Here is a 22,213-nt window from a genome sequence, read left to right on the forward strand (position 1 = left end):
AAGGAGGGAATACTATGCAAACTTCAGCTCCACCTCATATAGAATCTACAAAAACTATCTTTTCAAGCTCTATTACAAAACTTGTTGTTTTTATTTGTTGGCTAGCCATTCTAGCTGATGGATATGATTTAGGTATTTACGGTGCCGTTCTGCCAAAGCTCCTAGAAGACAAAAGCTGGGCACTTTCACCGGCACACGCTGGTACAATTGCTAGCTATGCTTTATTTGGAATGTTTATTGGCGCTATTCTAGTTGGAACCATTACAGATCTAATTGGACGAAAATGGACGCTTATATGCTGTTTAGCACTTTTCTCCATCACAATGGGCCTTGCTGCACTTGCTCCTTCCCCTGAATTATTTGGTTTATCTCGATTTATCGGAGGAATCGGATTAGGCGGTGTTATTCCAACAGCTTCAGCACTTACTGTTGAATATTCACCAAAAAAGCGACAATCTTTTATTTATGCTCTTATGTTTACTGGCTATCCTTTAGGTATCGTGTTAGGTGCTATTTTGTCTATGTTTATGTTAGAAGATTTCGGATGGAGAATTATGTTTGGCATCGGAATGATTCCACTACTCCTCATTCCTTTCATCATTCGTTATTTACCTGAATCCATTCAATTTTTGTTATCACGTAATCGACAAGAAGAAGTGGAACAAATCCTTAATCGTTTTCAAATTGAATTCAATGCAAAACAGGAAACTCGTCAAGCCCCACCTAATATACGAAAGAAAAATGGATTTCTTACGTTATTCTCAAAAGAGTACATAAAAGCGACGCTGCTTTTTTGGATTACTTATATAATGGGAATGTTTTTAATATACGGTTTAAACACTTGGTTACCGCAGATGATGCGCCAAGCAGGTTACCCTCTTGGATCTAGTCTATCATTTTTACTTATGCTAAATATTACTGCCGCTATCGGTGCATTATTTGCTGGAGCAATCGCGGATCGTATAGGGGCTAAAATTGTTATTAGCATCTCCTATCTTATGGCAGCTATATGTATTGGACTATTAACAATTAAACCATCTGTTACAATCATTTATCTTTTAATCGGCCTTGCTGGAATTGGATCAGTCGGTATTACTCAAATATTAAATGCATATGTAACACAATACTTCCCATCCCATATCCGAGCTACCTCCTTAGGCTGGGGACTTGGACTTGGCCGAGTTGGTGCGATTGCTGGTCCTATTCTTGTCGGTATTATTATGACAATGCAATATGACTTAGCATGGAATTTTTACTTATTCTCATTCGCGGGTCTTCTTGCAGCTATATCTGTTTTCTTTATTCCTACAAAATAAAAAAAGAGCACAAACTCTGAAGTGACCCCTAAAAATTAGACACGGTTATTTCATTAGGCAGCTTGATCAAAATGAGTCCGGTATTGTACCGGGCTCATTTTTAATTTTGCCTTAATCCGTTTCGTATTATAATAATCTATATATTTTTCTAATTCTATTTTAAAATGCTCAATACATTCAAATTCTTTTATATAGAGGAACTCCGACTTCATAATCCCAAAGAAATTCTCTATTACTGCGTTGTCGTAACAGTTTCCTTTTCGAGACATACTCTGTACGATAGCTCTTGATTCAAGTGTACGGACGTACTGTCTCATTTGATAATGCCATCCTTGATCCGAATGCATCAATAGCTGGTGGTTTTCAGGTAAACGTTCTAATGCTTTCTCTAACATCTCTGAAACAAGCGAATACGTCGGTCTAGAACTAATTGTATAGGTAATAATTTCACCATTATACAAATCTAATACAGGTGATACATACAGTTTTTCTCCAAACAATTTAAACTCTGTGATGTCTGTTACCCATTTTTGATTCGGTGCATCTGCATAAAAATTACGCTCTAAAATATTGGGTGCAATTTTACCGACTTTCCCCTTATAAGATTTATATTTCTTCATGCGCACAACGCACTTTAAGCCAAGCTCTTTCATAATGCGTTGCACCTTCTTGTGATTCACTTTCTGACCACGATTCGTTAATTCATCACGAATGCGACGGTAACCATAACGACCTTCATTCTCCTCATAAATCGCTTTAATCTCCGCTTTCAAATCGGCGTCTACATCTGGGCGATTCATTTTTTTTACTAAATCATAATACGTGCTTCGTGGAATACCAGCTAGCTCCACGAGTGCCTTCACCAAATATTTATGCCTTAATTCATAGACTACTTGCGCTTTATCTTGTTTTGTGATTTTTCCTTGTTTTGAACTAAGGCATTCAACTTTTTTAAGTACTCATTTTCCATTTCAAGCTGTTTAATACGTGCTTCAAGTGCTTCGACTGACCCTTCAGCTAAAGCTTGTTTTAATTGTTTATTTGAATCTTTTTTCATGGATAAACGCCCCTTTTTCTTAGATTGAAGGGCATCAATTCCTTGTGTTTCCAGTTGTTTTTTCCAAACAGAAATCGTTGAAGGGGCAGGAATGTTAAAGATAGCTGCCGTCTCAAATAAGGACATACCGTTTTCAATCATAAAGTTTAGTACGTCTAGTTTAAATTGTTGTGTGTAATTTGTACATCGTTTTAGAAAAGCTTCCACACCATTTTGCTTATATTGGTTTACCCAATTCAAAATGATTGTGCCACTTATACCGATCGCTCTACCCATTTCTCGATAACTTTCATTTCCGTTCAAATAACGTAGAACGATTTGTATTTTTTCATCAGCTGTAAATTTAGCCATAGAAAAACTGCACCTCCAATTGTTAGACTGTGTCTAACAATTGGGGTGCAGTTCAACTCTCACTTGTGCTCTTTTTCGTATACTTCAAACAACATATCTCGAAACAATGTATTTAAACTCTCAATATCGATTCCTGATCCCTTTTCAATTCCTTTTACATATTGCTGATAGTAATGAATTTGTTCTTCTAAAAATTGATTCAACACCTCAATTTTTAATCCAACATCTAATTCAGTACCTGCCTTTTTCTTTATTAACAACTGTTCAATTTCATTTAATACGCTACGTTCTAACGATAATTCTGTAATCAATCGATCGAATTCTACAGGTGGTAAAGTTGTTTTCTCCTCTAGCCACTTACAAGCTAAAATAGGACGCAATACATAAAAGTATTTTTTCAATTTTACGTTCTCACCTTGCAAAAATTCACGATAATTTTTTGAAGCCATATGTAAGTAATGATATATCGTTGCTTTTGGATCAAAGTGCTTATCACTCATTTGCTGAAGCTGTTCTGGAAAATGAGAGTTTTTCGAATAGAAAATCGGTGATCGAATCCATTCGAGTAAAGCTGGGTTTGACTTTGCGAATAACTGTAATGCCTTTTTAATATCCCATCCGCTTATATCTAAATCATCACTAATCGGATACTCAATTACATCTCGTTTATCATGAATTGATAAATACCACTCTACCGGATGCATATAAACAAATCTAACATCATAATCACTATCTTTCGATGGAAATCCCCAAGCACGACTCCCTGATTCCACTGCAAATAAAATTTTCACATCATTCTCTTGTTCAATTCTTGCTAACTCCACTCTAATTTTCTCTCTCATTTCATACCCTCTCCATTTTTTGATTATTTCCTTGGAAATTCGACAAATATACTGCTAATTTTACTACATACTAAAATAGCTGTCAGAAAATTCCCGACAGCCTACTAAAATCCTTTATTTTTTACTTGTTCTTTTCTGTTACACTAACCGCAATTCGTTCAAACTCTTTTTGAATCTCCTCTTTATATGCATCTACTTTTGAAAAATCCATAGCAGCAATATATATTCGTTCTAATTTATCACGAACTGATTTCGCTTTCGCTAAGAAAGACATCGCCTCATTCATTTTCGCTTTATATTGAATCGACACGTCACGAATTTCTGTCGCATACTTCTCATCTGTCCCTGGTGTCACAATCAAGGCATACATATCTATAATTTCATCACCTTCGCGGCTCGGAAAATATTCATGTGGTGCGGTGCTATCAAAAATTGCAAACCCTAATTCTCTTACGATAACCATATCAAGACTATTGGGATCAAATCCACAATGATATACTTCAACTTCAAATCCTTTTTCTTCTGCTGCCTTAGCTAATTTTTTAAGCATTGTTGATTTCCCAGAGCCTGGGCGTCCTTTTATAAAATAACGATGTGGTAATTCCTCTGTTAAATTAGGAACAAAATCAACTGCTCCTTTCGGTGTAGCTGCCCCTAAAAACCGATGTTTCACAAGCGATTGTTTCCCGCCTTTATCTGTAAATAACTTCTGAATCAGCTGATCGGTTAGTTCATTTGCTTTATTAAAATCAATATTATTAATATATATTTTCTCCCACTCATCATGTATAACTAGTGCCTCGTTAAAACAAGCGTAAGCAGTTTGAAAAGCCTTGCTTGCTTCTGAAACAAATCGTTCAATTTCCACCTTCTGCTTTCTTAATTTATTTGAGTCCCAAGCAACCCCTAAATTAATATACTCTTCGACAACTCCTGGCATTTTCGGCTCAATAACATGCGGTGATGTTCCATCAACAATTCCTACTTTTAACTTCGGGATAATTACACCATCAACCGATTTATTATCAGAAGAACAGTGTAAAAATTCAATATCATATCCTTTTTCAACCCACTCACGACCTATTGCTTTGATTAAAGAAGATTTCCCGGTTCCAGGACCACCCTTTAAAATAAATAACCTGTTTAGCCCTTTTAAATTCTCGTCGTATAAATTATGAAATCCTCTAGCTGTATTTCCACCAGCGTAATAATTCAATACATTCCCTGTCACTGCACTCACTCCTTCGCAGCATTCTATTTACATAAGCTACAATATGCGAGCAACTTTATTTGGGTGAATACCTATTTTGTATTGCACGAAAAAAGGAAATGAATTACAATTTAAAAGTAGTGAATATTCAGAAATAAAAACTTAATATGTCTTTATCAAGAGAGGCAGAGGGACCGGCCCTTTGACGCCCAGCAACCTCAGTTTATACAAACTGAATAGGTGCTAATTCCTGCAAAATGCATTGCATTTTGAAAGATAAAACGTAACTATTGTGTGCAAAACTCATCTTTCTTGATTATGAAAGGTGAGTTTTTTTATTTCAAAACATATATTGGAGGTATTAAAAATGAAAGTAATTGACCTATCACAAACATTTGAAAACAATATGTCCCAATTCCCTGGAACACCAAAAATCAATTTAGGAGCCATTACAAGCGTTGAAGAGACAGGCTATCAAGTTACAGATTTTCATTCTGTCGTTCATGTTGGCACGCATTGTGATGCTCCTGCTCATTTCAGGCGCAACGACTATTGATCAATTACCCCTAGATCAATTTGTAGGCGAAGCTGTTCTTATTGATGTAACTCATGTACAAGAACGAAAACTACCTAAAGAAGTATTACACAACGCTGACATAAAAGAAGGTGATATTGTCATTTTCCATTCCAATCTATCTACGAAATGGAATACAGAAGCATATGAGAAAGAAGCTTTTTATCTTTCTGAAGAATTAGCTGAAGAACTAGTTCAATTAAAAGTAAAATCTGTCGGTTTAGATTTCATCTCTCCTGATGAGGTAACGACAGAAACATCGCCAATTCATCACATACTACTTGGGAATAATATTTATTTAATCGAAAACTTAACCAACTTAGATGCAATTAACACGAAACGTTTCTTTTTCTCAGCGGCACCTTTAAAAATTAAAGATAGCGACGGTGCTTTCGCAAGGGCATTCGCTGTAATTTTTTAAACAAACTATAAAAAAAAGCAAAGATCATCATTGACCTTTGCTTCTATTTTTTTTATTTAAACTAAGAAAGAATTGCTCAACACGAGGACGTAACCAAGCTAAATAATCTTTCTCTTTCTTCTTTGTACAAGCTATTTCTTCGCCATCTACCATTCCGACAAGCTCTAGCTCTAACAGTTGCCTCGTAAATGCTAACATATTTATTTCTTCGTCTGGATACTCTTCTTTTAATTTCTCCTCAATTTCCCCCAATAAAAAACCGTCACGCATCATTGCCAATGCATCAATCCAAAGTGGCGGCATTTCATATTTTTCTCCTGTAATTGTATCTTTTACAATATAATTCTTTTGCTCTTTTCGAAATTGAATCGTGTGTAAACATACAGTCGAATTTAATGTTAATTCCATCATACCACCTCTTTCATAATATCTGCATAGAAAAAAGGATGCGCGTGCACCCCTTCTTTCTCTAACACTACCGAACCGTTACATGAATAACAAATCTCATGTCGATATTTTCCTCCATTATAAACGAAGTATTTTATAAAAAAAACCCTTCTTGAAACATTTTATAAAATGTTTATATTTACACAACAAGAACACTTTTCTGAAAAATATTTTTCTCTAGCACATTATGCTGTCGTTAAAAAAATCTCTACTTTCGTTCCAATTCCTACGCTACTTTGAATTGCGATACTTCCTTGATGCTCCTCAATGATTTTATATGTAATCATTAACCCCAGTCCCGTACCATTCTCCTTTGTTTTGTAAAAAGCTTTATCGATTTTCCCTAACAAATCCGTTAATTTTTTTAAATACTTTTAAAGCTTCTCTTTCCTCATATATCAAGCTTTTAAATTTGTTCATATAAATACTCCTCATACTCAATACAAAAGCTCTACATATTATCTCCTTAAATTATAAGTATGAAATTGCTTTCAGGGTAAGATGTAACCTTATCATACGAAAAGGAAGGAGATTTCCCCTTCCTTTTCGTCACAACTTATATCCATCTTACCCGATCATGTAGCAATCCATCCGTAAAGTCATTTCCGCCCACTACAAAATCCTTCATATATAAATTCAAATATTCTCCGTACTTACTCTCTGTATTTAATAATAATTCCTCTACATAATAGGCACCTTGTTTAAAGTTATCGAACAGTAAACTACACAAGCCAGCATAAATTCCGCATCCTACTTGGAAGTAAGTCGCATTCGTTTTATATTTATGAAAAACTTGACTGCTATTCATCACGTTATACATATATGTCTCACTATTTTCATAAACGAGTAATACACCTACTAGATCCTCGCCCGCAATCTCTTCTTCGGCTGGATTAAATACTTTACGATTCCAACTCCATAAATCTTCTACTTGATCTAAGTTCTGTCTAATTACATTAGTCGTATACTCATTAATTCGGTAAAGAAAACCCACTTCCATATTGAAGTTTTTTCCTAAAATTAAAACTTCCTCATGTGGCATTAAACAGCCATAAAACTCTTTCTCTCCTAACTTTACTTTATACTCTGAAGCATATACATCTTCATAAAAATAAAGGGGACGATGATGACTCATATACATCGGATAACTCCATATCGCTTCATCTAGAAATCGCTCTACTGCCCATGAAGCATAAAGTGTATGAGGCTTTATCAGTGCTGTATCATTCAAAAATGACGTATCATGTTCTACTATATAGCATGCTCTTGGCTTCTCCTGTGGACGTTCCTTCATAAGTTCAACGACCATCCATTGAACAACACCTGGATTCATACCTGAGCCTATAATTGCTTTTGTATTTGTAAATTTCTCTTTCTCCTTCTCAAACCTCGTATATCTTTCCGTAAGCTGAAAGCCGATTAAACTATCGTCCTGATCTACTGCCTCATTTTCCAAAGCTGAATTAATATAAAAAATTCCAAGTTCATTACAACAGCTTAAGACTCTGATCGTATCTGCACCCGAAACATCAATAACAACACCCGTACTTTTTTCTTTCAAATGTTGTTTGAATTTCACTACATCTTGAAGGTCGATTTCATATAAAAACAATTGATCTTTCAAATTTGGAAACAACTCACCATAATAAGCCCTATCTTTTTGTTTTATATCAACCAAATGAAATGTAACATTCTTTATCGCTTCATAAATCGGGTCTTTTTCATTTGCTATCGCTTGATTTAAAATTGCTAAAACTGCTTTTGCTGCTCCACCAGCACTACCAAGTAATGTAATCGATAACGAATTTGGAAACTGCTCCACAAACAAAACTCCTTTAATATATTAGTTGAGCAGTTCTCCCACAAAAAAATAAATTGAATATATAAAAAATGGCTCGTACATATTTTTTATAATTTTGCACAAGATTTCCTCTTCAAAGGTCACACTAACACATTTATATTCAATTCATTTTCCCTCTCATATTCAAATCGAGCTAAACAAATAGGCTCGACCTTTTCTTCTGCATATAAAAGAAAAAGCCAGCCCTTTCAACTAGATTACGGACAATGGACAGATTTCACATGTTGAATATTCACATACATTTTTGCATCACGTGCTTTTAATATTTCAATATGCCCTTCATCAATCTTTGCCATCTTTCCGATCTTATTAGATTCCTCACCTAAATCGAACACCATGATTTTGCCGGACATTTTAATAAGCTGTTCTTCAAATGTTCTAGCTAACGTAATATTTAATGGATTCACGGGGAGTTCATTTTTATTGAGGGCGTACGGGACTTGATTTTCTTTATACGGAATTAACCATTTCAAATGCTTTAAAGATATATATACTGTTTTATAAACTGGACTATAAAAAACAATATAATCGTTCATTACACTTGTAACATAACCATGTATTGGAGCATTTCCTGCTACATAAACTTCTGTAAAAATTCCTTTAGAAGTACTTAATACTTTTCTCAAAGAAATGGAAGGCGATTCCCTCTTAATTACAGAATCAACATCTGGTTTTGATATTTCCTCATCATATGGTCTTAAAATTTTATAATATTGTACATGGTATAAAGATATATATACGTAGTCTTGTCCATTGTAAAGAACAACAATATCATTTCCTACATCTATTAATACACCTTTAAATCTTTTTTCACCGATTAGTTTAACATATATATTTTCTCCAATACTTTTGTTTAACTCATTCATCTATATCCTCCTTCCTATAAATTTTTTGCTTTCCTATTCTCCATTCCAAAAAATAATCAGGGGCAATGTTCCGTCTTAAGAGTAAGGACTTCCTTTTCATACTATCCGAAATAAGAAATCGTTCTTCACCTTCAACCATAATGCCCCTCTTATTTATCAAACATTATTCTTCTTCATTCTTTTTACATTTCACTACTTGGCTCACACTCTTAATATGGTAATTAATTACATAAATAACTTCATCGCAGTTTACTAGTGTAATACAGTCATGGTGTACCTCACTTAACAAACCTTCTACACATTCTGGACCGCCACGATTAATCTTTACCCACTTATACTTCAAGTCTTTTAATATATCCAAAAAAGTATCCTCATCAGAGCAGAAACATGAGCTATAGCAATCGCCACATTTACTTTCTTTCACTTTCTTAACTAGACTCTTCACATGCTTTAGTTGGTAATATACTAATTCACCAAGAGGAAGTTGTAATGTAAGGTAATCTCTTCCTAACGATACAAGTACCCCCACTCGACTCTCTGGTCCACGAAGATTTACTTTTACAGTCTCACCGACTAAACACTTAATTTGCTCACAGCATAATACGCTCTCCAATTTCGTATCCCCCTTTCTTATTATCTTCCTCTACTTGATTGTCTTTGTGCACGAGCGCGACCTGAATTATTACTACTACTTTCCTTACTACTATCGTCGCTCTCATCGCTCTCTCCGCATGCTAATGCATTATAGTTAACGCTTTTAATATGCTTTATTGCAACTAATATAATTTCTTCTTTTACGATCAATGTCACGAAATCACACGAAACATCTTGTAAGATGCCTTCTACTTTCTCTGGACCACCGCGATTAATTTTCACCCAGCAATATTTGAAGCTTTGAAGTAGTGCTTCAAAGTCTTCTGCACATGCGCAATCTTCCCAATCGCAATCACTTGATCCACAGTCTTTCGCATTTTTTGTAATACTTTTTAGATGACTAAGTTGATAGTAATAAAGCTCACCTTTTTCATTCTGCAATACGAAGTAGTCCGGACATACTGATATTATTGTTCCTTTTTGAGATTCTGGACCACCCCTGTTTACTCTCACATAAGATCCAATTAAGTCTTTCAAAAAATCACAATGAAATAAACTCACGAGAAAACCCCTTCCATTAATTTATAAGCTTTTGCACTGATAGTATATGTATCTGTACAGGTTACGTTCTCTATGTTTGTCCTAGCTAGAAAAAAATATGCTTTTAACATGGTAGACTACTACCTATCAAAATTCGAAGAAATGCTAAACGCTCCTTAGGCTTTTGATATCTTTAAACAAAAAATCCCGTATGAAGATACATTTCTGCATATCTTCATACGGGATCTCCCATAGTTTAATCTTCGTCTTTAACATCCATATCTTCTGGAATTGGTTCGTTCAATATATCTTCCACTAATTGCTTATATTTCTCCATTTGTTCTAAATGTGTATTGAATTGTTCTTTATTTAATAAATATTGCTCTCCATCAAATAGTGCACGAATTTTCTTTTGCTGAATTAGCTCTTCAATATACGACTTTGGTAAATTCAAATACTCCGCAGCTTCTTCTACTGTTATATACAACGCGTTCATTCCTTTATTATTTTTTTCATATATACTGTATCTTACTTTATTTTTGTAAACAAATAAAAAAGATTTTGTAAATGCAATTTAAAAAGAAGGTGGATGCATTCCATATATTGTATAATAATATAGTAAGGATTTTTTAAATATAGAATGGTATTACCCATTTACACAAAGGAGAGTTAACATATGGCTACTCGTCACATCATTACAATGTTAGAAAAAACATTACAATTTGAAACAGAAAACACAATTTCTCATTTAACTACATCTTTATCTGATCGTATTCTTTCTCAAAGCGCAGCAATACATGAAAACAATTGTTACCATACAATTGGGGAATGGTACAAAAATCATTTTTTATTCCAACAAGATGATTTCCTTTGGGCTAAATACGCTTTCTATGACGCATATTGTGAAGCTATAAAGGAACAAGGACATCTTACAAAACGCGTCCGTCAAATATTAGAATCATTAGCTCGAATGCATGGAAAACAGTACATTGCTTCTATATTAAATATGCCATTTCCTAACGAACGAGCTAAAGGGACAGCATAATGTAATACTGTTCTGCGGCAGCAAAACATAGATTCATTGTTTTCTAGGAAGATTTACAAATAAAACGTTCATATCACATGAACTGATGAAACCGGTGTCATTACAATGATTGAAAATATAGTAAACAGGAAAACCCCCATTTACCTCTCTCGTCACTCGAAAAGAGAAGTAAATGGGGGTTACTTGTTTCTTTATCCTGCTATATTAGTGCGTAGCCATAATCAGCGGAGAATGGCCCCAATGATTACAGTTTCACTTTATTATTTCATCATCTGCTTGATCAATTCACGATTTCTCTTCTTAAATACTTCATTATGCGAAGAAACCATTCCGTACTCACTTGCATCAGGTTGAATAAATTGTTTCGCTTTATTTACAGCATTTCCAGCATCTTGGAATGCTCCCGCAATTAAGTGTAATTTCCCTTCGTGCTTTAAAATATCTCCCGCAGCATATAATCCATCTACAGAGGACTCACTATTCGCATTACCTGCAATATAATAATTATCTATAATTGCAACGTCTAACTCACTATTTTCTAATAACGTAATGTCACGTTCATATCCATGGTTAATAATCACTTCATCAATAGGTAAATGTGAAATTTCACTTGTTTCATGATTCGTTAATTCTACATATTCGATCGCTTCATGATTATCACCAGCAATGAGTTTTGTAATCGATGTATTAAAGAAACACTCCGCCGAGCTGTTCAGCAGTTGTTTTACTTGTGCTTCATGACCAGATAATTCTTCTTTTCTATATGTTACATACACTTTTTTCGCAATTGGTTCTAATTCATTTGCCCAATCAACAGCAGAATTTCCTCCGCCGGAAATAATGACCGTCTTACCTTTGAAACGCTTTAAAGATTTCACTGTATAATTTAAATTAGATACTTCAAATCGCTCAGCACCTTCAATTGATAACTTTTGAGGTTTCAATATACCACTTCCAGTTGCGACGATAACTGTTTTTGAAAAATGTTCTTCTCCAGTGCTTGCTTTTAACGTAAAAGTGCCATCTTCGTTACGAATAATCGATTCTACTTTTGTACTTAATACCACTTCTGGCTTAAATGTTAGCCCTTGCTGTACAAGTTGTTCAATTAATTTATCACCTGTAACTGGCAGCAGCCCTCCTACATCCCAAATCATCTTCTCTGGATAAACATGTATTTTTCCACCTAACTGTGGTTGAAATTCTATTATTTTCGTTTTCATCTCTCTGAGTCCACTATAAAAAGCTGAATAAAGCCCTGCAGGTCCTCCGCCTATCACAGTTACATCAAACAATTCTTCTTGATTCATTCGTGTCACTCCTCAGCTACTAGTCATTGATTATCATTCTCAATAAAATATAACCTGTTTCCGCAAAATTTACAATCAAAATTACTATTGACAATACATCTATATAAAATTATATTATTTAAAGAATCAATAGTGATAATCATTATCATTTTGTTAATAATTAGCAAATTTGAGATTACATCTTCTTTCACTAATATGGTTAATACTATATTGTAAAATCTCATATTCAAGATTTTTAATAAGTATTTTGTATTACCACTACTCTTTCAAACAGATTGCAGTTAAACAAATTGTTATATACACATATCATCTATGTTAAAGGAGAAAAACAATGAAAAAGTTATTTATTTCACTAACAGTTCTTTTCGTTCTTGTTATGAGCGCTTGTAGCAATGGCTCTACAGACAAAAAGAACGATGCAAAAGGTAGTAAATCAGAAACAATTACATACCAATCTGAAAATGGTAAAGTAGAAGTTCCTGCAAATCCAAAACGTGTTGTTGTTTTATCATCATTCGCTGGTAACGTAATGTCATTAGATGTAAATCTTGTTGGGGTAGATTCATGGTCTAAACAAAACCCACGCTTTGATAGCAAACTGAAAGATGTTGCTGAAGTATCAGATGAAAACGTTGAAAAAATCGCTGAACTAAATCCAGATTTAATCATTGGTTTATCAAATATTAAAAATGTTGATAAGTTAAAGAAGATCGCTCCTACTGTAACGTACACTTACGGAAAAGTTGATTACTTAACACAGCATTTAGAAATCGGTAAATTATTAAACAAAGAAAAAGAAGCAAAAACTTGGATTGATGACTTCAAGAAACGTGCACAAGACGCTGGTAAAGAAATTAAAGCAAAAATCGGTGAAGATGCAACAGTTTCTGTTGTAGAAAACTTCAACAAACAGCTTTATGTATACGGCGAGAACTGGGGCCGTGGAACAGAAATTCTGTACCAAGAAATGAAATTAAAAATGCCTGAAAAAGTAAAAGAAAAAGCATTAAAAGAAGGTTACTACGCATTATCTACTGAAGTATTACCTGAATTTGCTGGTGATTACTTAATCGTAAGTAAAAACAAAGATACTGATAACTCATTCCAAGAGACAGAATCATATAAAAACATCCCAGCAGTAAAAAATAATCGCGTATACGAAGCAAACATGATGGAATTCTATTTCAATGATCCACTTACATTAGATTTCCAACTAGACTTCTTCAAGAAGAGCTTTCTTGGTAAATAATACAAACATGAGGAATTCTTAATTTAAGAATTCCTCTTCCTTTATTCTATGAACAGAAAAGATGTGAAACGAATGACAAAAGATCACGACAATCCACGTTCTATAGCTTTTACATACAAACTAATTTTGAGTATAATTGCATTCTTTCTTATTTTTATGGTAGCAATGGTATTAGGTGCTGCAGATACTTCAATAAAAGACGTATGGTTAGCACTTACTTCCTCCGCTAAAGGGGACAAAATATCTATTATTCGCGAAATACGTTTGCCACGTGAAGTTGCTGCTATTTTTGTAGGAGCTGGACTTGCTGTTTCTGGAGCAATTATGCAAGGATTAACACGAAATCCACTTGCAGATCCTGGATTATTAGGGCTATCTGGTGGAGCAAATGCTGCGCTTGCACTGACACTTGCTTTCAATCCTTCCATCAGCTATCTTTACTTAACATTAGCTTGCTTTATCGGTGCTGCAATTGGCGCAATTATGGTATTTGGAATTGGTATGGTGAAAAAAGGCGGGCTGTCCCCTCTTCGAATTGTATTAGCCGGTGCTGCCGTTTCAGCATTTCTACTCGCAATTTCAGAAGGAGTCGGCATTTACTTCAAAATTTCACAAGATGTATCGCTTTGGACTGCTGGGGGCGTAATTGGAACTACTTGGAGCCAATTGAAAATTATTATTCCAGTCATTTCAATTAGTATCTTTATCGCTATCTTACTAGCAAAAAAATTGACAGTTCTTAGTTTTAGTGAAGAAGTGGCTATTGGACTAGGTCAAAAAATTATTGTTATTAAAACCATTCTATTTATCATTATTATCTTACTTGCGGGTGCGTCCGTAGCGCTTGTCGGAAATATGGCATTTATCGGCTTAATGGTACCTCACATGGTACGCCCGATTGTCGGTCCAGATTACCGATTTGTTATACCGATGTCAGCAATTGCTGGAGCTTCCTTTATGCTACTTGCAGATACAATCGGACGTACTATTAACGCTCCATACGAAACACCAGTTGCCGCTATTGTCGCAATTGTAGGGCTACCATTCTTCCTATTCGTTGTACGTAAAGGAGGAAAAACATTCTCATGATGCAATCTATTCTAAGAAAACAACGTCTTATTATACTCGCTTTACTAATACTGACCATCACCACCATTGTAGTTGGAATGGGACTTGGTTCAGCATCTTTATCCTATGATCGACTACTCCCAACATTAATGGGACAAGGGACTTTTAAAGAGGAGTTTGTTTTATACTCTTTAAGACTACCTAGAATTGTTATTACATTATTAGCTGGTATGGCTCTCGCTTTATCAGGGGCTATTCTGCAAGGAATTACTCGAAATGATTTAGCTGAACCTGGTATTCTCGGAATCAACTCTGGGGCCGGTGTTGCTGTTGCTATTTTCTTTTTATACTTTCCAATAGATGTAGGTTCATTTCTTTACTTACTACCTGTCGTTGGATTTATCGGGGCATTTCTGACAGCTGTTCTAATTTACGTATTTTCATATAGTAAATCAACTGGACTTCAGCCGGTGCGATTAACATTAACCGGTATCGGTTTTGCATTTGCACTATCTGGAACGATGATTGTCCTTATTTCATCCGCAGATCGTATGAAAGTAGACTTTATTTCAAAATGGATTGCCGGAAATATTTGGGGAGATGACTGGATCTTCGTTTTAGCAATGCTCCCATGGTTAATCGTATTAATTCCGTTCGTTTTCTATAAAGCAAATCGATTAAACATTCTAGCATTAAACGAACCAGTCGCAATCGGTGTTGGAATTGAAATTGAAAAAGAACGCAGATACTTATTAGTTGCAGCCGTCGCGCTTGCAGCTGCAGCTGTTTCCGTAACAGGAGGAATTAGCTTTATCGGACTAATGGCTCCTCATATCGCGAAATCTTTAGTAGGTCCAAGACATCAAATTTTCATGCCTATCGCCCTTTTAATCGGCGGATGGCTATTGCTATTAGCAGACACAATCGGACGAAACATCGTTGATCCTAATGGCATCCCAGCAGGTATTGTCGTTGCTTTAATTGGTGCTCCTTACTTTATGTATTTGTTGCTTAAGAAGGCATAGAAACACCCTCAAGAGTGAAATCTTGAGGGTGTTTCTTCATTTACTGCTGCCCATACCCTTCAAACTTCTTCGCCAAATTCGCCATCTCATCTTCTGGCAATAGCTTCGGCTCTCCGACGCTTTTCGTTTGATAATAAATTTGCGCACAAAACTCAATTTCTTCTGCAACAGTAAACGCCATTTTTATGTTATTTGCACCTGCAATTAAACCGTGGTTCTCAAGTAAAACGGCACGGCGATCAATCATGCCTTCAAAAGCAGCATCTGCTAATTGCTTCGTACCAAATGTTTCATATGGTGCACAGCGTACATTCGGGCCTGCGAAAGCAATTAAATATGATACAGCAGGAAGCTCCCACCCTAATGATGCAATTGTCTTCGCATAAGGTGAATGTGTATGCACAAGCGCATTTATATCTTCACGATTTCTATAATAAATAAGGTGCATATCGAGCTCGCTTGACGGTTTTCTCTCTCCCTCTACCACTTCACCATCTAAGTTTAATATAACTACATCTTCAGGTTTTGTTTCATAATACTCTAAACCACTTGGGCTAATCGCAACAAGACCTTGTTCACGATTGAAAATACTAATATTACCCCCAGTCCCCTTTGTTAAACCGCTAGAAATCATTTTCTTTCCATACGCTACAATTTCTTCTCTTTCTTTTTGTAATAACATATACATCCCCCTAAGTATGAAGCTTATGATGACTGACTTTTTAAATCTATCTACTTATTGAAATTGCTTTTTTAAGTTCTCCGTAAACGGTGCTTTTACAATCCCTTTTTCCGTAATAATCGCTGTTACATTTTCATGTGGTGTGACATCAAATGCCGGATTATATACTTTACTTTCTTTCGGAGCAGAATATTGTCCGAAGCGATTAATCACTTCAGAAGCATCTCTTTCCTCAATTGGAATTTCTTTTCCTGTCGGTGTTTTTAAGTCGATTGTCGGTGTTGGTGCTGCTACATAAAACGGAATGTTGTAGTATTTCGCTAAAATAGATACGCCTAATGTCCCAATTTTATTTGCTACATCACCGTTTGCTGCCACACGGTCACATCCAACGATTACCGCATCAATCTTTCCTTGTGACATGACCATAGCCGCCATATTATCCGTAATAACAGTAACATCAATCCCCGCTCGTTGTAGTTCTAATGCTGTTAACGTTGAACCTTGTAACCTAGGGCGTGTTTCATCTGAATAGATTTTTAAGTCCCATCCTTTTTCTTTCGCTAAGTACATTGGAGCTGTCGCAGTCCCATACTTAGTCGTCGCTAACGCACCAGCATTACAATGTGTTAACACTCCCATTCCATCATGGAATAACGTTAATGCATGTTCTCCGATTTGACGGTTAATTTCTTCATCTTCTCTATGAATCTCTTTTGCCTCTTCTAGTAATCTATCTTTCAACTGGACGATTGATAAATGTGAGTTCTCTGTCGCGACTGTCTCCATTCTTTCAAGTGCCCAAAATAAATTTACTGCTGTCGGCCTTGATGTTGCCAAATATGCACATACCTTTTTGACTTCCTCTATAAAGTCTTCCATCTTACTTTGAATAACTTCCTTTGTTCCTAAATACACACCATACGCTGCCGAAACACCAATCGCTGGTGCTCCTCTTACTTTCATTACTTGAATGGCATCCCACACGCTTTCAGCTGTCTTGAAAGATTCATAGACCACCTTATTCGGTAATAATGTTTGATCTAATAAAACTAAAGCACTATCTTTCCACTGAATGGGTATTAATTGTTCTTCCATCATCTTCTCCCCTTACTTCGCATAGTGCATTGACTGTTCTTTTAACGTTTCTACAAAGCTTGTGCCTGTTTTATATTGATTCGCCTGTAAAATAAATTTCTTCGCTACTTGAAGACAAATGCGTTCTGCTCTAGCACGTGCTTCCTCATTCTCGATACAAGTAATATCCTTTACTTTCGCTAGCCCAACAATACGACGAATTAACTCAAGGCCCGTCACTGCAGCTGTATCCTCTAATACAGATTGTAAATATACTTCGTTAAAGCCTTCTTCCTTCGCCATAATCTCGGTCACATGAATATTCCAAGCATCTAAAAACTTCTTCTTAAATAAATCAATTACCTCTACCATTGTCGATTGTAGCCAACCCATATACGTATCTTTCTCAGCTCCAAGCGCCATGGTCGCATCTGCATTCACCCAAGCAAACATTAAATTCGCCATTACATTCCCAACGTCATATCCCATTGGTCCATAAAAGGCAAACTCAGGATCAATAATCTTCGTGGAATCATTTTTCACAAAAACAGAACCAGTATGCAGATCACCATGAATAAGCGCCTGTGCATTCGTCATAAAAGAAAACTTAAGTTTTGCTACTTCTAAACGAAGCTCTTTATCACTATAAATATGCTCTCTAATCCATCCCTCATTTAGCGGAAATAACTCGTTACGCTTATTATGATTTGTAAATGGCTCAGCGTAGACGAGGTCCTCTGTAATTTCACATAACTCAGGATTTATATAATTTTTCACAAGTTCCTTCTTTTCTTTATGATTCATTACAACATCTGACGTTAATAAGAGTGTGTTTACCAAAAAAGTCGTTGCATCATCCGCAAGCTTTGGAAACATTTGATGATTTATAAGTGCTGTACGTAATATTGTATGGTCCGATAAATCTTCCATTACGCAACAATTCATCACACTATCAAACAAATATACCTTTGGAACAAGCCCAGGTGCTAACTCCTCCTCTAACTGCAAAACATCTGATTCTATACGAATACGATTCGTCGACAACTTAAACTCATCTGAAATCCTTGCTGTATGCCCAGCTTGCTTTACAATGACAGAAATATTCTTCTGTTCATCCCAAACGCGGAATACATAATTTAAATTACCATCGCCTATTTCTTTACACTGTAACCCCTTTGCATGTTCGAACTTAGGTAAGTTCTCTTGCACATATGCAATCACATCTTTAGCTTCCATTAAAAAATACTTTGTGAACTTAGACATGGTTTCCCCTCCACACTAATTGTAAGCGTTTTCTAAAGGTCGTAAAAAATAATAGGGTGAAATTTTTTCATCCTATATTATATCTTCTTCTTTTTGAAAGGTATATCTAGGTTTTATTATATCTTGTTAACATCTTGAGTCAATGTTTCTATATTACTGCAATATGCTTCCTAATTATATATTTGAGATGACAAAAAATGTTCAAAAAGATTCTAATTCATTTTATTTTATTTATCGCACAATTCTTTGTAAAATAGAAATAAGCAATCCTTTTCAAATCCACAACTTCTAAGAAATATTCCCTTCCTAACAATTTATACTTACACCATGTCTCTAACATACGCACTACTCTTTTACATACTCGTTGAAAATCGATTACATGAAAACTACCTTTTAATTCTCTAACAACCTTAATTGAGAATAAATATTAATTAAATTGATATAAAGTTGGTTTATTCACTTGACAAAATAACCACTTCTATATGATAATTAATATCGAATTAGAATTATTATAGTTAATTAAAAAATATATTTTATGAGCACACTATTTTTTGATGCTCAAAACCAACATTTAGGAGGAATTTTAATATGTTATTAATCGGCACAGAAGTAAAACCGTTTAAAGCTAATGCTTACCATAATGGAGAATTTATCCAAGTTACTGACGAAAGTTTAAAAGGAAAATGGAGTGTAGTTTGTTTCTACCCAGCTGACTTCACATTCGTTTGCCCAACTGAACTTGAAGACTTACAAAACCAATATGCAACTCTTAAAGACTTAGGCGTTGAAGTATACTCTGTATCTACAGACACTCACTTCACTCACAAAGCATGGCATGATAGCTCAGAAACTATCGGCAAAATCGAATACATTATGATTGGTGACCCAACTCGCACAATCACTACAAACTTCAACGTTTTAATGGAAGAAGAAGGTCTTGCTGCTCGTGGTACATTCATCATCGATCCAGACGGCGTTATCCAATCTATGGAAATCAATGCTGACGGTATCGGCCGTGACGCAAGCATTCTTGTTAACAAAATTAAAGCAGCTCAATACGTACGTAACAACCCAGGTGAAGTTTGCCCAGCTAAATGGCAAGAGGGTTCTGCAACACTTAAACCAAGCCTTGACCTTGTAGGCAAAATCTAAGGAGTTCGATCAAAATGATACTAGATGCAGATATAAAAACACAACTATCCCAATACCTTCAGTTAATGGAGAACGATATTTTACTTAAAGTAAGCGCTGGAGACGACGACGTATCTAAAGATATGTTAGCTCTAGTAGACGAATTAGCTACTATGTCATCTAAGATTACAGTAGAAAAAGTTGAATTAGAGAGAACACCAAGCTTTAGCGTAAATCGCCCTGGTGAAGACACTGGTGTCGTATTCGCTGGTATTCCATTAGGACACGAATTTACTTCATTAGTGTTAGCTTTACTACAAGTAAGTGGACGCGCTCCAAAAGTTGAACAAAAATTAATCGATCAAATTAAAAACATTCAAGGCGAATATCATTTTGAATCTTATATCAGCCTAAGTTGTCATAACTGTCCTGATGTTGTACAAGCTCTTAACGTAATGAGCGTTCTAAACTCTGGTATTACACATACTATGATTGATGGCGCTGCATTCAAAGAGGAAGTAGAAAGCAAAGACATCATGGCAGTACCAACAGTTTTCCTAAACGGCGAATCTTTCGGAAGCGGTCGTATGACACTTGAAGAAATTTTAGCTAAAATGGGTAACGGTCCAGATGCATCAGAGCTTTCTGATAAAGATCCTTACGATGTTCTTGTTGTTGGTGGCGGCCCTGCTGGTGCAAGTGCAGCAATTTATGCAGCACGTAAAGGTATCCGCACTGGTATCGTTGCTGAGCGCTTCGGTGGTCAAGTAATGGATACTATGGGCATTGAGAACTTCATCAGCGTAAAACGCACTGAAGGTCCTAAGCTAGTAGCAAGTCTTGAAGAGCACGTAAAAGAATACGACATCGATGTAATGAATCTACAGCGTGCAAAACGTTTAGAGAAAAAAGAACTTATTGAAGTGGAACTTGAAAACGGCGCTATTCTGAAAAGTAAGAGCGTAATCGTTTCAACAGGTGCTCGCTGGCGTAACGTTGGCGTACCAGGTGAAGCTGAGTTCAAAAATAAAGGTGTAGCATACTGCCCACACTGTGACGGTCCATTATTCATCGGAAAAGACGTAGCAGTTATCGGCGGAGGTAACTCTGGTATTGAAGCAGCTATCGACTTAGCAGGTATCGTTAAGCACGTAACTGTTCTTGAATTCATGCCAGAATTAAAAGCTGATGCTGTATTACAAGAGCGTCTTAACAGCTTACCAAACGTAACTGTTCTGAAAAACGTTCAAACGAAAGAAATCACTGGTACTGATAAAGTAAACGGTATTTCTTACATCGATCGTGAAACTGAAGAAGTTCATCACGTTGAATTACAAGGTGTATTCGTACAAATCGGTCTTGTGCCAAACACAGACTGGTTAGGCGAAACAGTTGAACGCGCTCGCGGTGAAATCGTAACAGACAAGCACGGTGCTACAAACGTACCAGGAGTGTTTGCTGCAGGTGACTGTACAAATAATCCGTACAAACAAATCATCATCTCTATGGGTTCAGGTGCAAACGCAGCTTTAGGTGCATTTGATTACTTAATCCGTAACTAATTTATAGACGTGAGTAAAAAAAAGCAGGTGCCTTGGCACCTGCTTTTTTTATAATCTTAATGTATAAACTAAAAACCTCTCATTCCCATTCTTCTCATAAGCACCTGGCAACCGTACTTCTCTCTTCAGCTCAAACGCAGTCTGGTTCTCTAAGAAGAAAATATAATCTTCAGAAGGATAGTATAAAATAATATCAACTTCTCTCTCCGCCTCTTCTACCGAAAGTAAAATATTATTTACTACGCCCATAAATACTTGTACAGAAAATGGATTAAAGAAATAAAACCGGTTATCCCGTGGATCAATCTCATATTCCTGCGCTAAACAACATTCAAAACCAATTTTATCTTTACTGTTTCTTACCTTTCTTGCATAGCGCTCTAGATTATCCATCGCTTCTTTATAAAACTCTTCATTCATTTCAATTCCAACCGCTGAAGCGCCACATTTATGGTGCATGTAAAAGTTTAATCGTCCTTTTCCGCATCCAAAGTCTACAACCTGGTCGCTACTTCTTATTTCATATTGATTCAATAACTCATCTAATCCGCTATACGGCGTCGGTTCATAACGGTGATAGTGCATAGACTTGTTAAATCCTTTTTGCTCACCGACTGTTTTTATGTTTAAAGCTGCATCATAATATTGTTCGTTCATTGATTTTCTCCTAATAAGAAATGGTACTTCTTATTATACACCATGTACTGGAGAGGGATTTTTCA

Annotated in this window: 21 protein-coding genes, 2 pseudogenes and 1 riboswitch; of the genes and pseudogenes, 8 read left to right on the forward strand and 15 right to left on the reverse strand. The window is 35.7% G+C overall.

Translation table 11 applies throughout. The features are described 5' to 3' along the window. The first annotated feature begins 14 nt into the window (after window positions 1-14). The gene (locus ACUN0F_RS31605) at window positions 15-1,316 is read left to right on the forward strand and encodes an MFS transporter (protein ID WP_264462483.1); all 1,302 of its coding nucleotides are present in this window, start codon (window positions 15-17) and stop codon (window positions 1,314-1,316) included. A 53-nt stretch (window positions 1,317-1,369) separates the two neighbouring features. Here the strand turns inward: ACUN0F_RS31605 and ACUN0F_RS31610 are convergent. The 3 genes from ACUN0F_RS31610 to ACUN0F_RS31620 form a co-directional block, all read right to left on the reverse strand. Further along, a protein-coding gene (locus ACUN0F_RS31610; RefSeq protein ID WP_445539060.1) for an IS3 family transposase occupies window positions 1,370-2,724 on the reverse strand; the annotation gives its coding sequence in 2 pieces (ribosomal slippage) (window positions 1,370-2,271 and window positions 2,271-2,724; 1,356 coding nt in all). A gap of 59 nt (window positions 2,725-2,783) precedes the next feature. After that, window positions 2,784-3,566 carry a nucleotidyltransferase domain-containing protein gene (locus ACUN0F_RS31615; RefSeq protein WP_001208302.1) on the reverse strand — a complete coding sequence of 261 codons (783 nt, stop codon included), beginning with the start codon at window positions 3,564-3,566 and terminating at the stop codon, window positions 2,784-2,786. A 121-nt stretch (window positions 3,567-3,687) separates the two neighbouring features. Then, the gene (locus ACUN0F_RS31620) at window positions 3,688-4,797 is read right to left on the reverse strand and encodes a PRK06851 family protein (RefSeq protein ID WP_445540763.1); all 1,110 of its coding nucleotides are present in this window, start codon (window positions 4,795-4,797) and stop codon (window positions 3,688-3,690) included. A gap of 149 nt (window positions 4,798-4,946) precedes the next feature. Further along, window positions 4,947-5,059, forward strand: a riboswitch (SAM riboswitch). 84 nt (window positions 5,060-5,143) lie between these two features. On the opposite strand from ACUN0F_RS31620, the pseudogene ACUN0F_RS31625 reads away from it, so the two are divergent. Continuing rightward, window positions 5,144-5,771 (forward strand): annotated as a pseudogene (locus ACUN0F_RS31625) (cyclase family protein). 27 nt (window positions 5,772-5,798) lie between these two features. On the opposite strand, the gene ACUN0F_RS31630 reads toward ACUN0F_RS31625, so the two are convergent. The 7 genes and pseudogenes from ACUN0F_RS31630 to ACUN0F_RS31660 all read right to left on the reverse strand — a co-directional run bounded on the left by ACUN0F_RS31630 (window position 5,799) and on the right by ACUN0F_RS31660 (window position 10,575). Next, window positions 5,799-6,179: a hypothetical protein gene (locus tag ACUN0F_RS31630; RefSeq protein WP_000424111.1), complete on the reverse strand. Its 381-nt coding sequence runs from the start codon at window positions 6,177-6,179 to the stop codon at window positions 5,799-5,801. 224 nt (window positions 6,180-6,403) lie between these two features. Next, window positions 6,404-6,565: pseudogene (locus ACUN0F_RS31635) on the reverse strand (ATP-binding protein); the annotation flags it as partial. Window positions 6,566-6,774: 209 nt separating this feature from the next. Continuing rightward, window positions 6,775-8,040, reverse strand: coding sequence for an S-adenosylmethionine decarboxylase related protein (locus ACUN0F_RS31640; RefSeq protein ID WP_264462485.1), 1,266 nt, complete (start codon window positions 8,038-8,040; stop codon window positions 6,775-6,777). Between the two features lie 236 nt (window positions 8,041-8,276). Beyond that, window positions 8,277-8,945 (reverse strand): DUF2642 domain-containing protein, encoded by a 669-nt coding sequence (locus ACUN0F_RS31645; RefSeq protein ID WP_098058411.1) that lies wholly within the window; start codon window positions 8,943-8,945, stop codon window positions 8,277-8,279. 163 nt (window positions 8,946-9,108) lie between these two features. Beyond that, window positions 9,109-9,558: a spore coat protein gene (locus ACUN0F_RS31650; protein WP_264462486.1), complete on the reverse strand. Its 450-nt coding sequence runs from the start codon at window positions 9,556-9,558 to the stop codon at window positions 9,109-9,111. 20 nt (window positions 9,559-9,578) lie between these two features. Continuing rightward, window positions 9,579-10,100, reverse strand: a complete 522-nt coding sequence (locus ACUN0F_RS31655; RefSeq protein WP_097907552.1) for a spore coat protein — start codon at window positions 10,098-10,100, stop codon at window positions 9,579-9,581. A gap of 235 nt (window positions 10,101-10,335) precedes the next feature. Continuing rightward, a complete protein-coding gene (locus ACUN0F_RS31660) occupies window positions 10,336-10,575 on the reverse strand; it encodes a helix-turn-helix domain-containing protein (RefSeq protein WP_002006755.1) in 240 nt (79 codons plus the stop codon). 180 nt (window positions 10,576-10,755) lie between these two features. Between ACUN0F_RS31660 and ACUN0F_RS31665 the strand changes: the two genes are divergently transcribed. Next, window positions 10,756-11,124 (forward strand): hypothetical protein, encoded by a 369-nt coding sequence (locus tag ACUN0F_RS31665; RefSeq protein WP_046953739.1) that lies wholly within the window; start codon window positions 10,756-10,758, stop codon window positions 11,122-11,124. A gap of 260 nt (window positions 11,125-11,384) precedes the next feature. Here ACUN0F_RS31665 and ACUN0F_RS31670 read toward each other — a convergent pair whose 3' ends face one another. Continuing rightward, window positions 11,385-12,434: an NAD(P)/FAD-dependent oxidoreductase gene (locus tag ACUN0F_RS31670; RefSeq protein WP_046958876.1), complete on the reverse strand. Its 1,050-nt coding sequence runs from the start codon at window positions 12,432-12,434 to the stop codon at window positions 11,385-11,387. A gap of 331 nt (window positions 12,435-12,765) precedes the next feature. Here ACUN0F_RS31670 and ACUN0F_RS31675 point away from each other — a divergent pair, with 331 nt between their 5' ends. The 3 genes from ACUN0F_RS31675 to ACUN0F_RS31685 are packed head-to-tail and all read left to right on the forward strand — an operon-like array spanning window position 12,766 to window position 15,776. After that, window positions 12,766-13,683: an iron-hydroxamate ABC transporter substrate-binding protein gene (locus ACUN0F_RS31675; protein ID WP_000732568.1), complete on the forward strand. Its 918-nt coding sequence runs from the start codon at window positions 12,766-12,768 to the stop codon at window positions 13,681-13,683. A 48-nt stretch (window positions 13,684-13,731) separates the two neighbouring features. After that, the gene (locus ACUN0F_RS31680; protein WP_264462487.1) at window positions 13,732-14,772 is read left to right on the forward strand and encodes a FecCD family ABC transporter permease; all 1,041 of its coding nucleotides are present in this window, start codon (window positions 13,732-13,734) and stop codon (window positions 14,770-14,772) included. After that, the gene (locus tag ACUN0F_RS31685; RefSeq protein WP_088121186.1) at window positions 14,769-15,776 is read left to right on the forward strand and encodes a FecCD family ABC transporter permease; all 1,008 of its coding nucleotides are present in this window, start codon (window positions 14,769-14,771) and stop codon (window positions 15,774-15,776) included. Before ACUN0F_RS31680 ends, ACUN0F_RS31685 begins: the two co-directional genes overlap by 4 nt. A gap of 40 nt (window positions 15,777-15,816) precedes the next feature. On the opposite strand, the gene ACUN0F_RS31690 is transcribed toward ACUN0F_RS31685, so the two are convergent. The 3 genes from ACUN0F_RS31690 to mtnK are packed head-to-tail and all read right to left on the reverse strand — an operon-like array spanning window position 15,817 to window position 18,798. Further along, window positions 15,817-16,458: an L-fuculose-phosphate aldolase gene (locus tag ACUN0F_RS31690; RefSeq protein ID WP_000926561.1), complete on the reverse strand. Its 642-nt coding sequence runs from the start codon at window positions 16,456-16,458 to the stop codon at window positions 15,817-15,819. A gap of 54 nt (window positions 16,459-16,512) precedes the next feature. After that, window positions 16,513-17,556 carry an S-methyl-5-thioribose-1-phosphate isomerase gene (mtnA, locus tag ACUN0F_RS31695; RefSeq protein WP_445540764.1) on the reverse strand — a complete coding sequence of 348 codons (1,044 nt, stop codon included), beginning with the start codon at window positions 17,554-17,556 and terminating at the stop codon, window positions 16,513-16,515. Between the two features lie 12 nt (window positions 17,557-17,568). Continuing rightward, window positions 17,569-18,798, reverse strand: coding sequence for an S-methyl-5-thioribose kinase (mtnK, locus tag ACUN0F_RS31700; RefSeq protein ID WP_445540765.1), 1,230 nt, complete (start codon window positions 18,796-18,798; stop codon window positions 17,569-17,571). Between the two features lie 588 nt (window positions 18,799-19,386). Between mtnK and ahpC the strand changes: the two genes are divergently transcribed. Beyond that, entirely contained in the window at window positions 19,387-19,950 is a 564-nt protein-coding gene (gene ahpC, locus ACUN0F_RS31705) for an alkyl hydroperoxide reductase subunit C (protein WP_000924420.1), read from the forward strand. 14 nt (window positions 19,951-19,964) lie between these two features. After that, window positions 19,965-21,491, forward strand: a complete 1,527-nt coding sequence (gene ahpF, locus ACUN0F_RS31710; RefSeq protein WP_000599491.1) for an alkyl hydroperoxide reductase subunit F — start codon at window positions 19,965-19,967, stop codon at window positions 21,489-21,491. 48 nt (window positions 21,492-21,539) lie between these two features. Here the strand turns inward: ahpF and ACUN0F_RS31715 are convergent, their stop codons facing one another. After that, the gene (locus ACUN0F_RS31715) at window positions 21,540-22,148 is read right to left on the reverse strand and encodes an SAM-dependent methyltransferase (protein ID WP_264462491.1); all 609 of its coding nucleotides are present in this window, start codon (window positions 22,146-22,148) and stop codon (window positions 21,540-21,542) included. Between the last annotated feature and the right edge of the window lie 65 nt (window positions 22,149-22,213).

The sequence above is a fragment of the Bacillus sp. 1A genome (assembly GCF_052682215.1).

What these genes read in the sequence shown, in the direction of transcription:
- ACUN0F_RS31605 (WP_264462483.1), top strand. Translation starts at nt 15, where the DNA reads ATGCAAACTTCAGCTCCACCTCATATAGAATCTACAAAAACTATCTTT.
- ACUN0F_RS31615 (WP_001208302.1), bottom strand. Translation starts at nt 3,566, where the DNA reads ATGAGAGAGAAAATTAGAGTGGAGTTAGCAAGAATTGAACAAGAGAAT.
- ACUN0F_RS31630 (WP_000424111.1), bottom strand. Translation starts at nt 6,179, where the DNA reads ATGGAATTAACATTAAATTCGACTGTATGTTTACACACGATTCAATTT.
- ACUN0F_RS31645 (WP_098058411.1), bottom strand. Translation starts at nt 8,945, where the DNA reads ATGAATGAGTTAAACAAAAGTATTGGAGAAAATATATATGTTAAACTA.
- ACUN0F_RS31660 (WP_002006755.1), bottom strand. Translation starts at nt 10,575, where the DNA reads ATGAACGCGTTGTATATAACAGTAGAAGAAGCTGCGGAGTATTTGAAT.
- ACUN0F_RS31665 (WP_046953739.1), top strand. Translation starts at nt 10,756, where the DNA reads ATGGCTACTCGTCACATCATTACAATGTTAGAAAAAACATTACAATTT.
- ACUN0F_RS31670 (WP_046958876.1), bottom strand. Translation starts at nt 12,434, where the DNA reads ATGAATCAAGAAGAATTGTTTGATGTAACTGTGATAGGCGGAGGACCT.
- ACUN0F_RS31675 (WP_000732568.1), top strand. Translation starts at nt 12,766, where the DNA reads ATGAAAAAGTTATTTATTTCACTAACAGTTCTTTTCGTTCTTGTTATG.
- ACUN0F_RS31680 (WP_264462487.1), top strand. Translation starts at nt 13,732, where the DNA reads ATGAACAGAAAAGATGTGAAACGAATGACAAAAGATCACGACAATCCA.
- ACUN0F_RS31685 (WP_088121186.1), top strand. Translation starts at nt 14,769, where the DNA reads ATGATGCAATCTATTCTAAGAAAACAACGTCTTATTATACTCGCTTTA.
- ACUN0F_RS31690 (WP_000926561.1), bottom strand. Translation starts at nt 16,458, where the DNA reads ATGTTATTACAAAAAGAAAGAGAAGAAATTGTAGCGTATGGAAAGAAA.
- mtnA (WP_445540764.1), bottom strand. Translation starts at nt 17,556, where the DNA reads ATGGAAGAACAATTAATACCCATTCAGTGGAAAGATAGTGCTTTAGTT.
- mtnK (WP_445540765.1), bottom strand. Translation starts at nt 18,798, where the DNA reads ATGTCTAAGTTCACAAAGTATTTTTTAATGGAAGCTAAAGATGTGATT.
- ahpC (WP_000924420.1), top strand. Translation starts at nt 19,387, where the DNA reads ATGTTATTAATCGGCACAGAAGTAAAACCGTTTAAAGCTAATGCTTAC.
- ahpF (WP_000599491.1), top strand. Translation starts at nt 19,965, where the DNA reads ATGATACTAGATGCAGATATAAAAACACAACTATCCCAATACCTTCAG.
- ACUN0F_RS31715 (WP_264462491.1), bottom strand. Translation starts at nt 22,148, where the DNA reads ATGAACGAACAATATTATGATGCAGCTTTAAACATAAAAACAGTCGGT.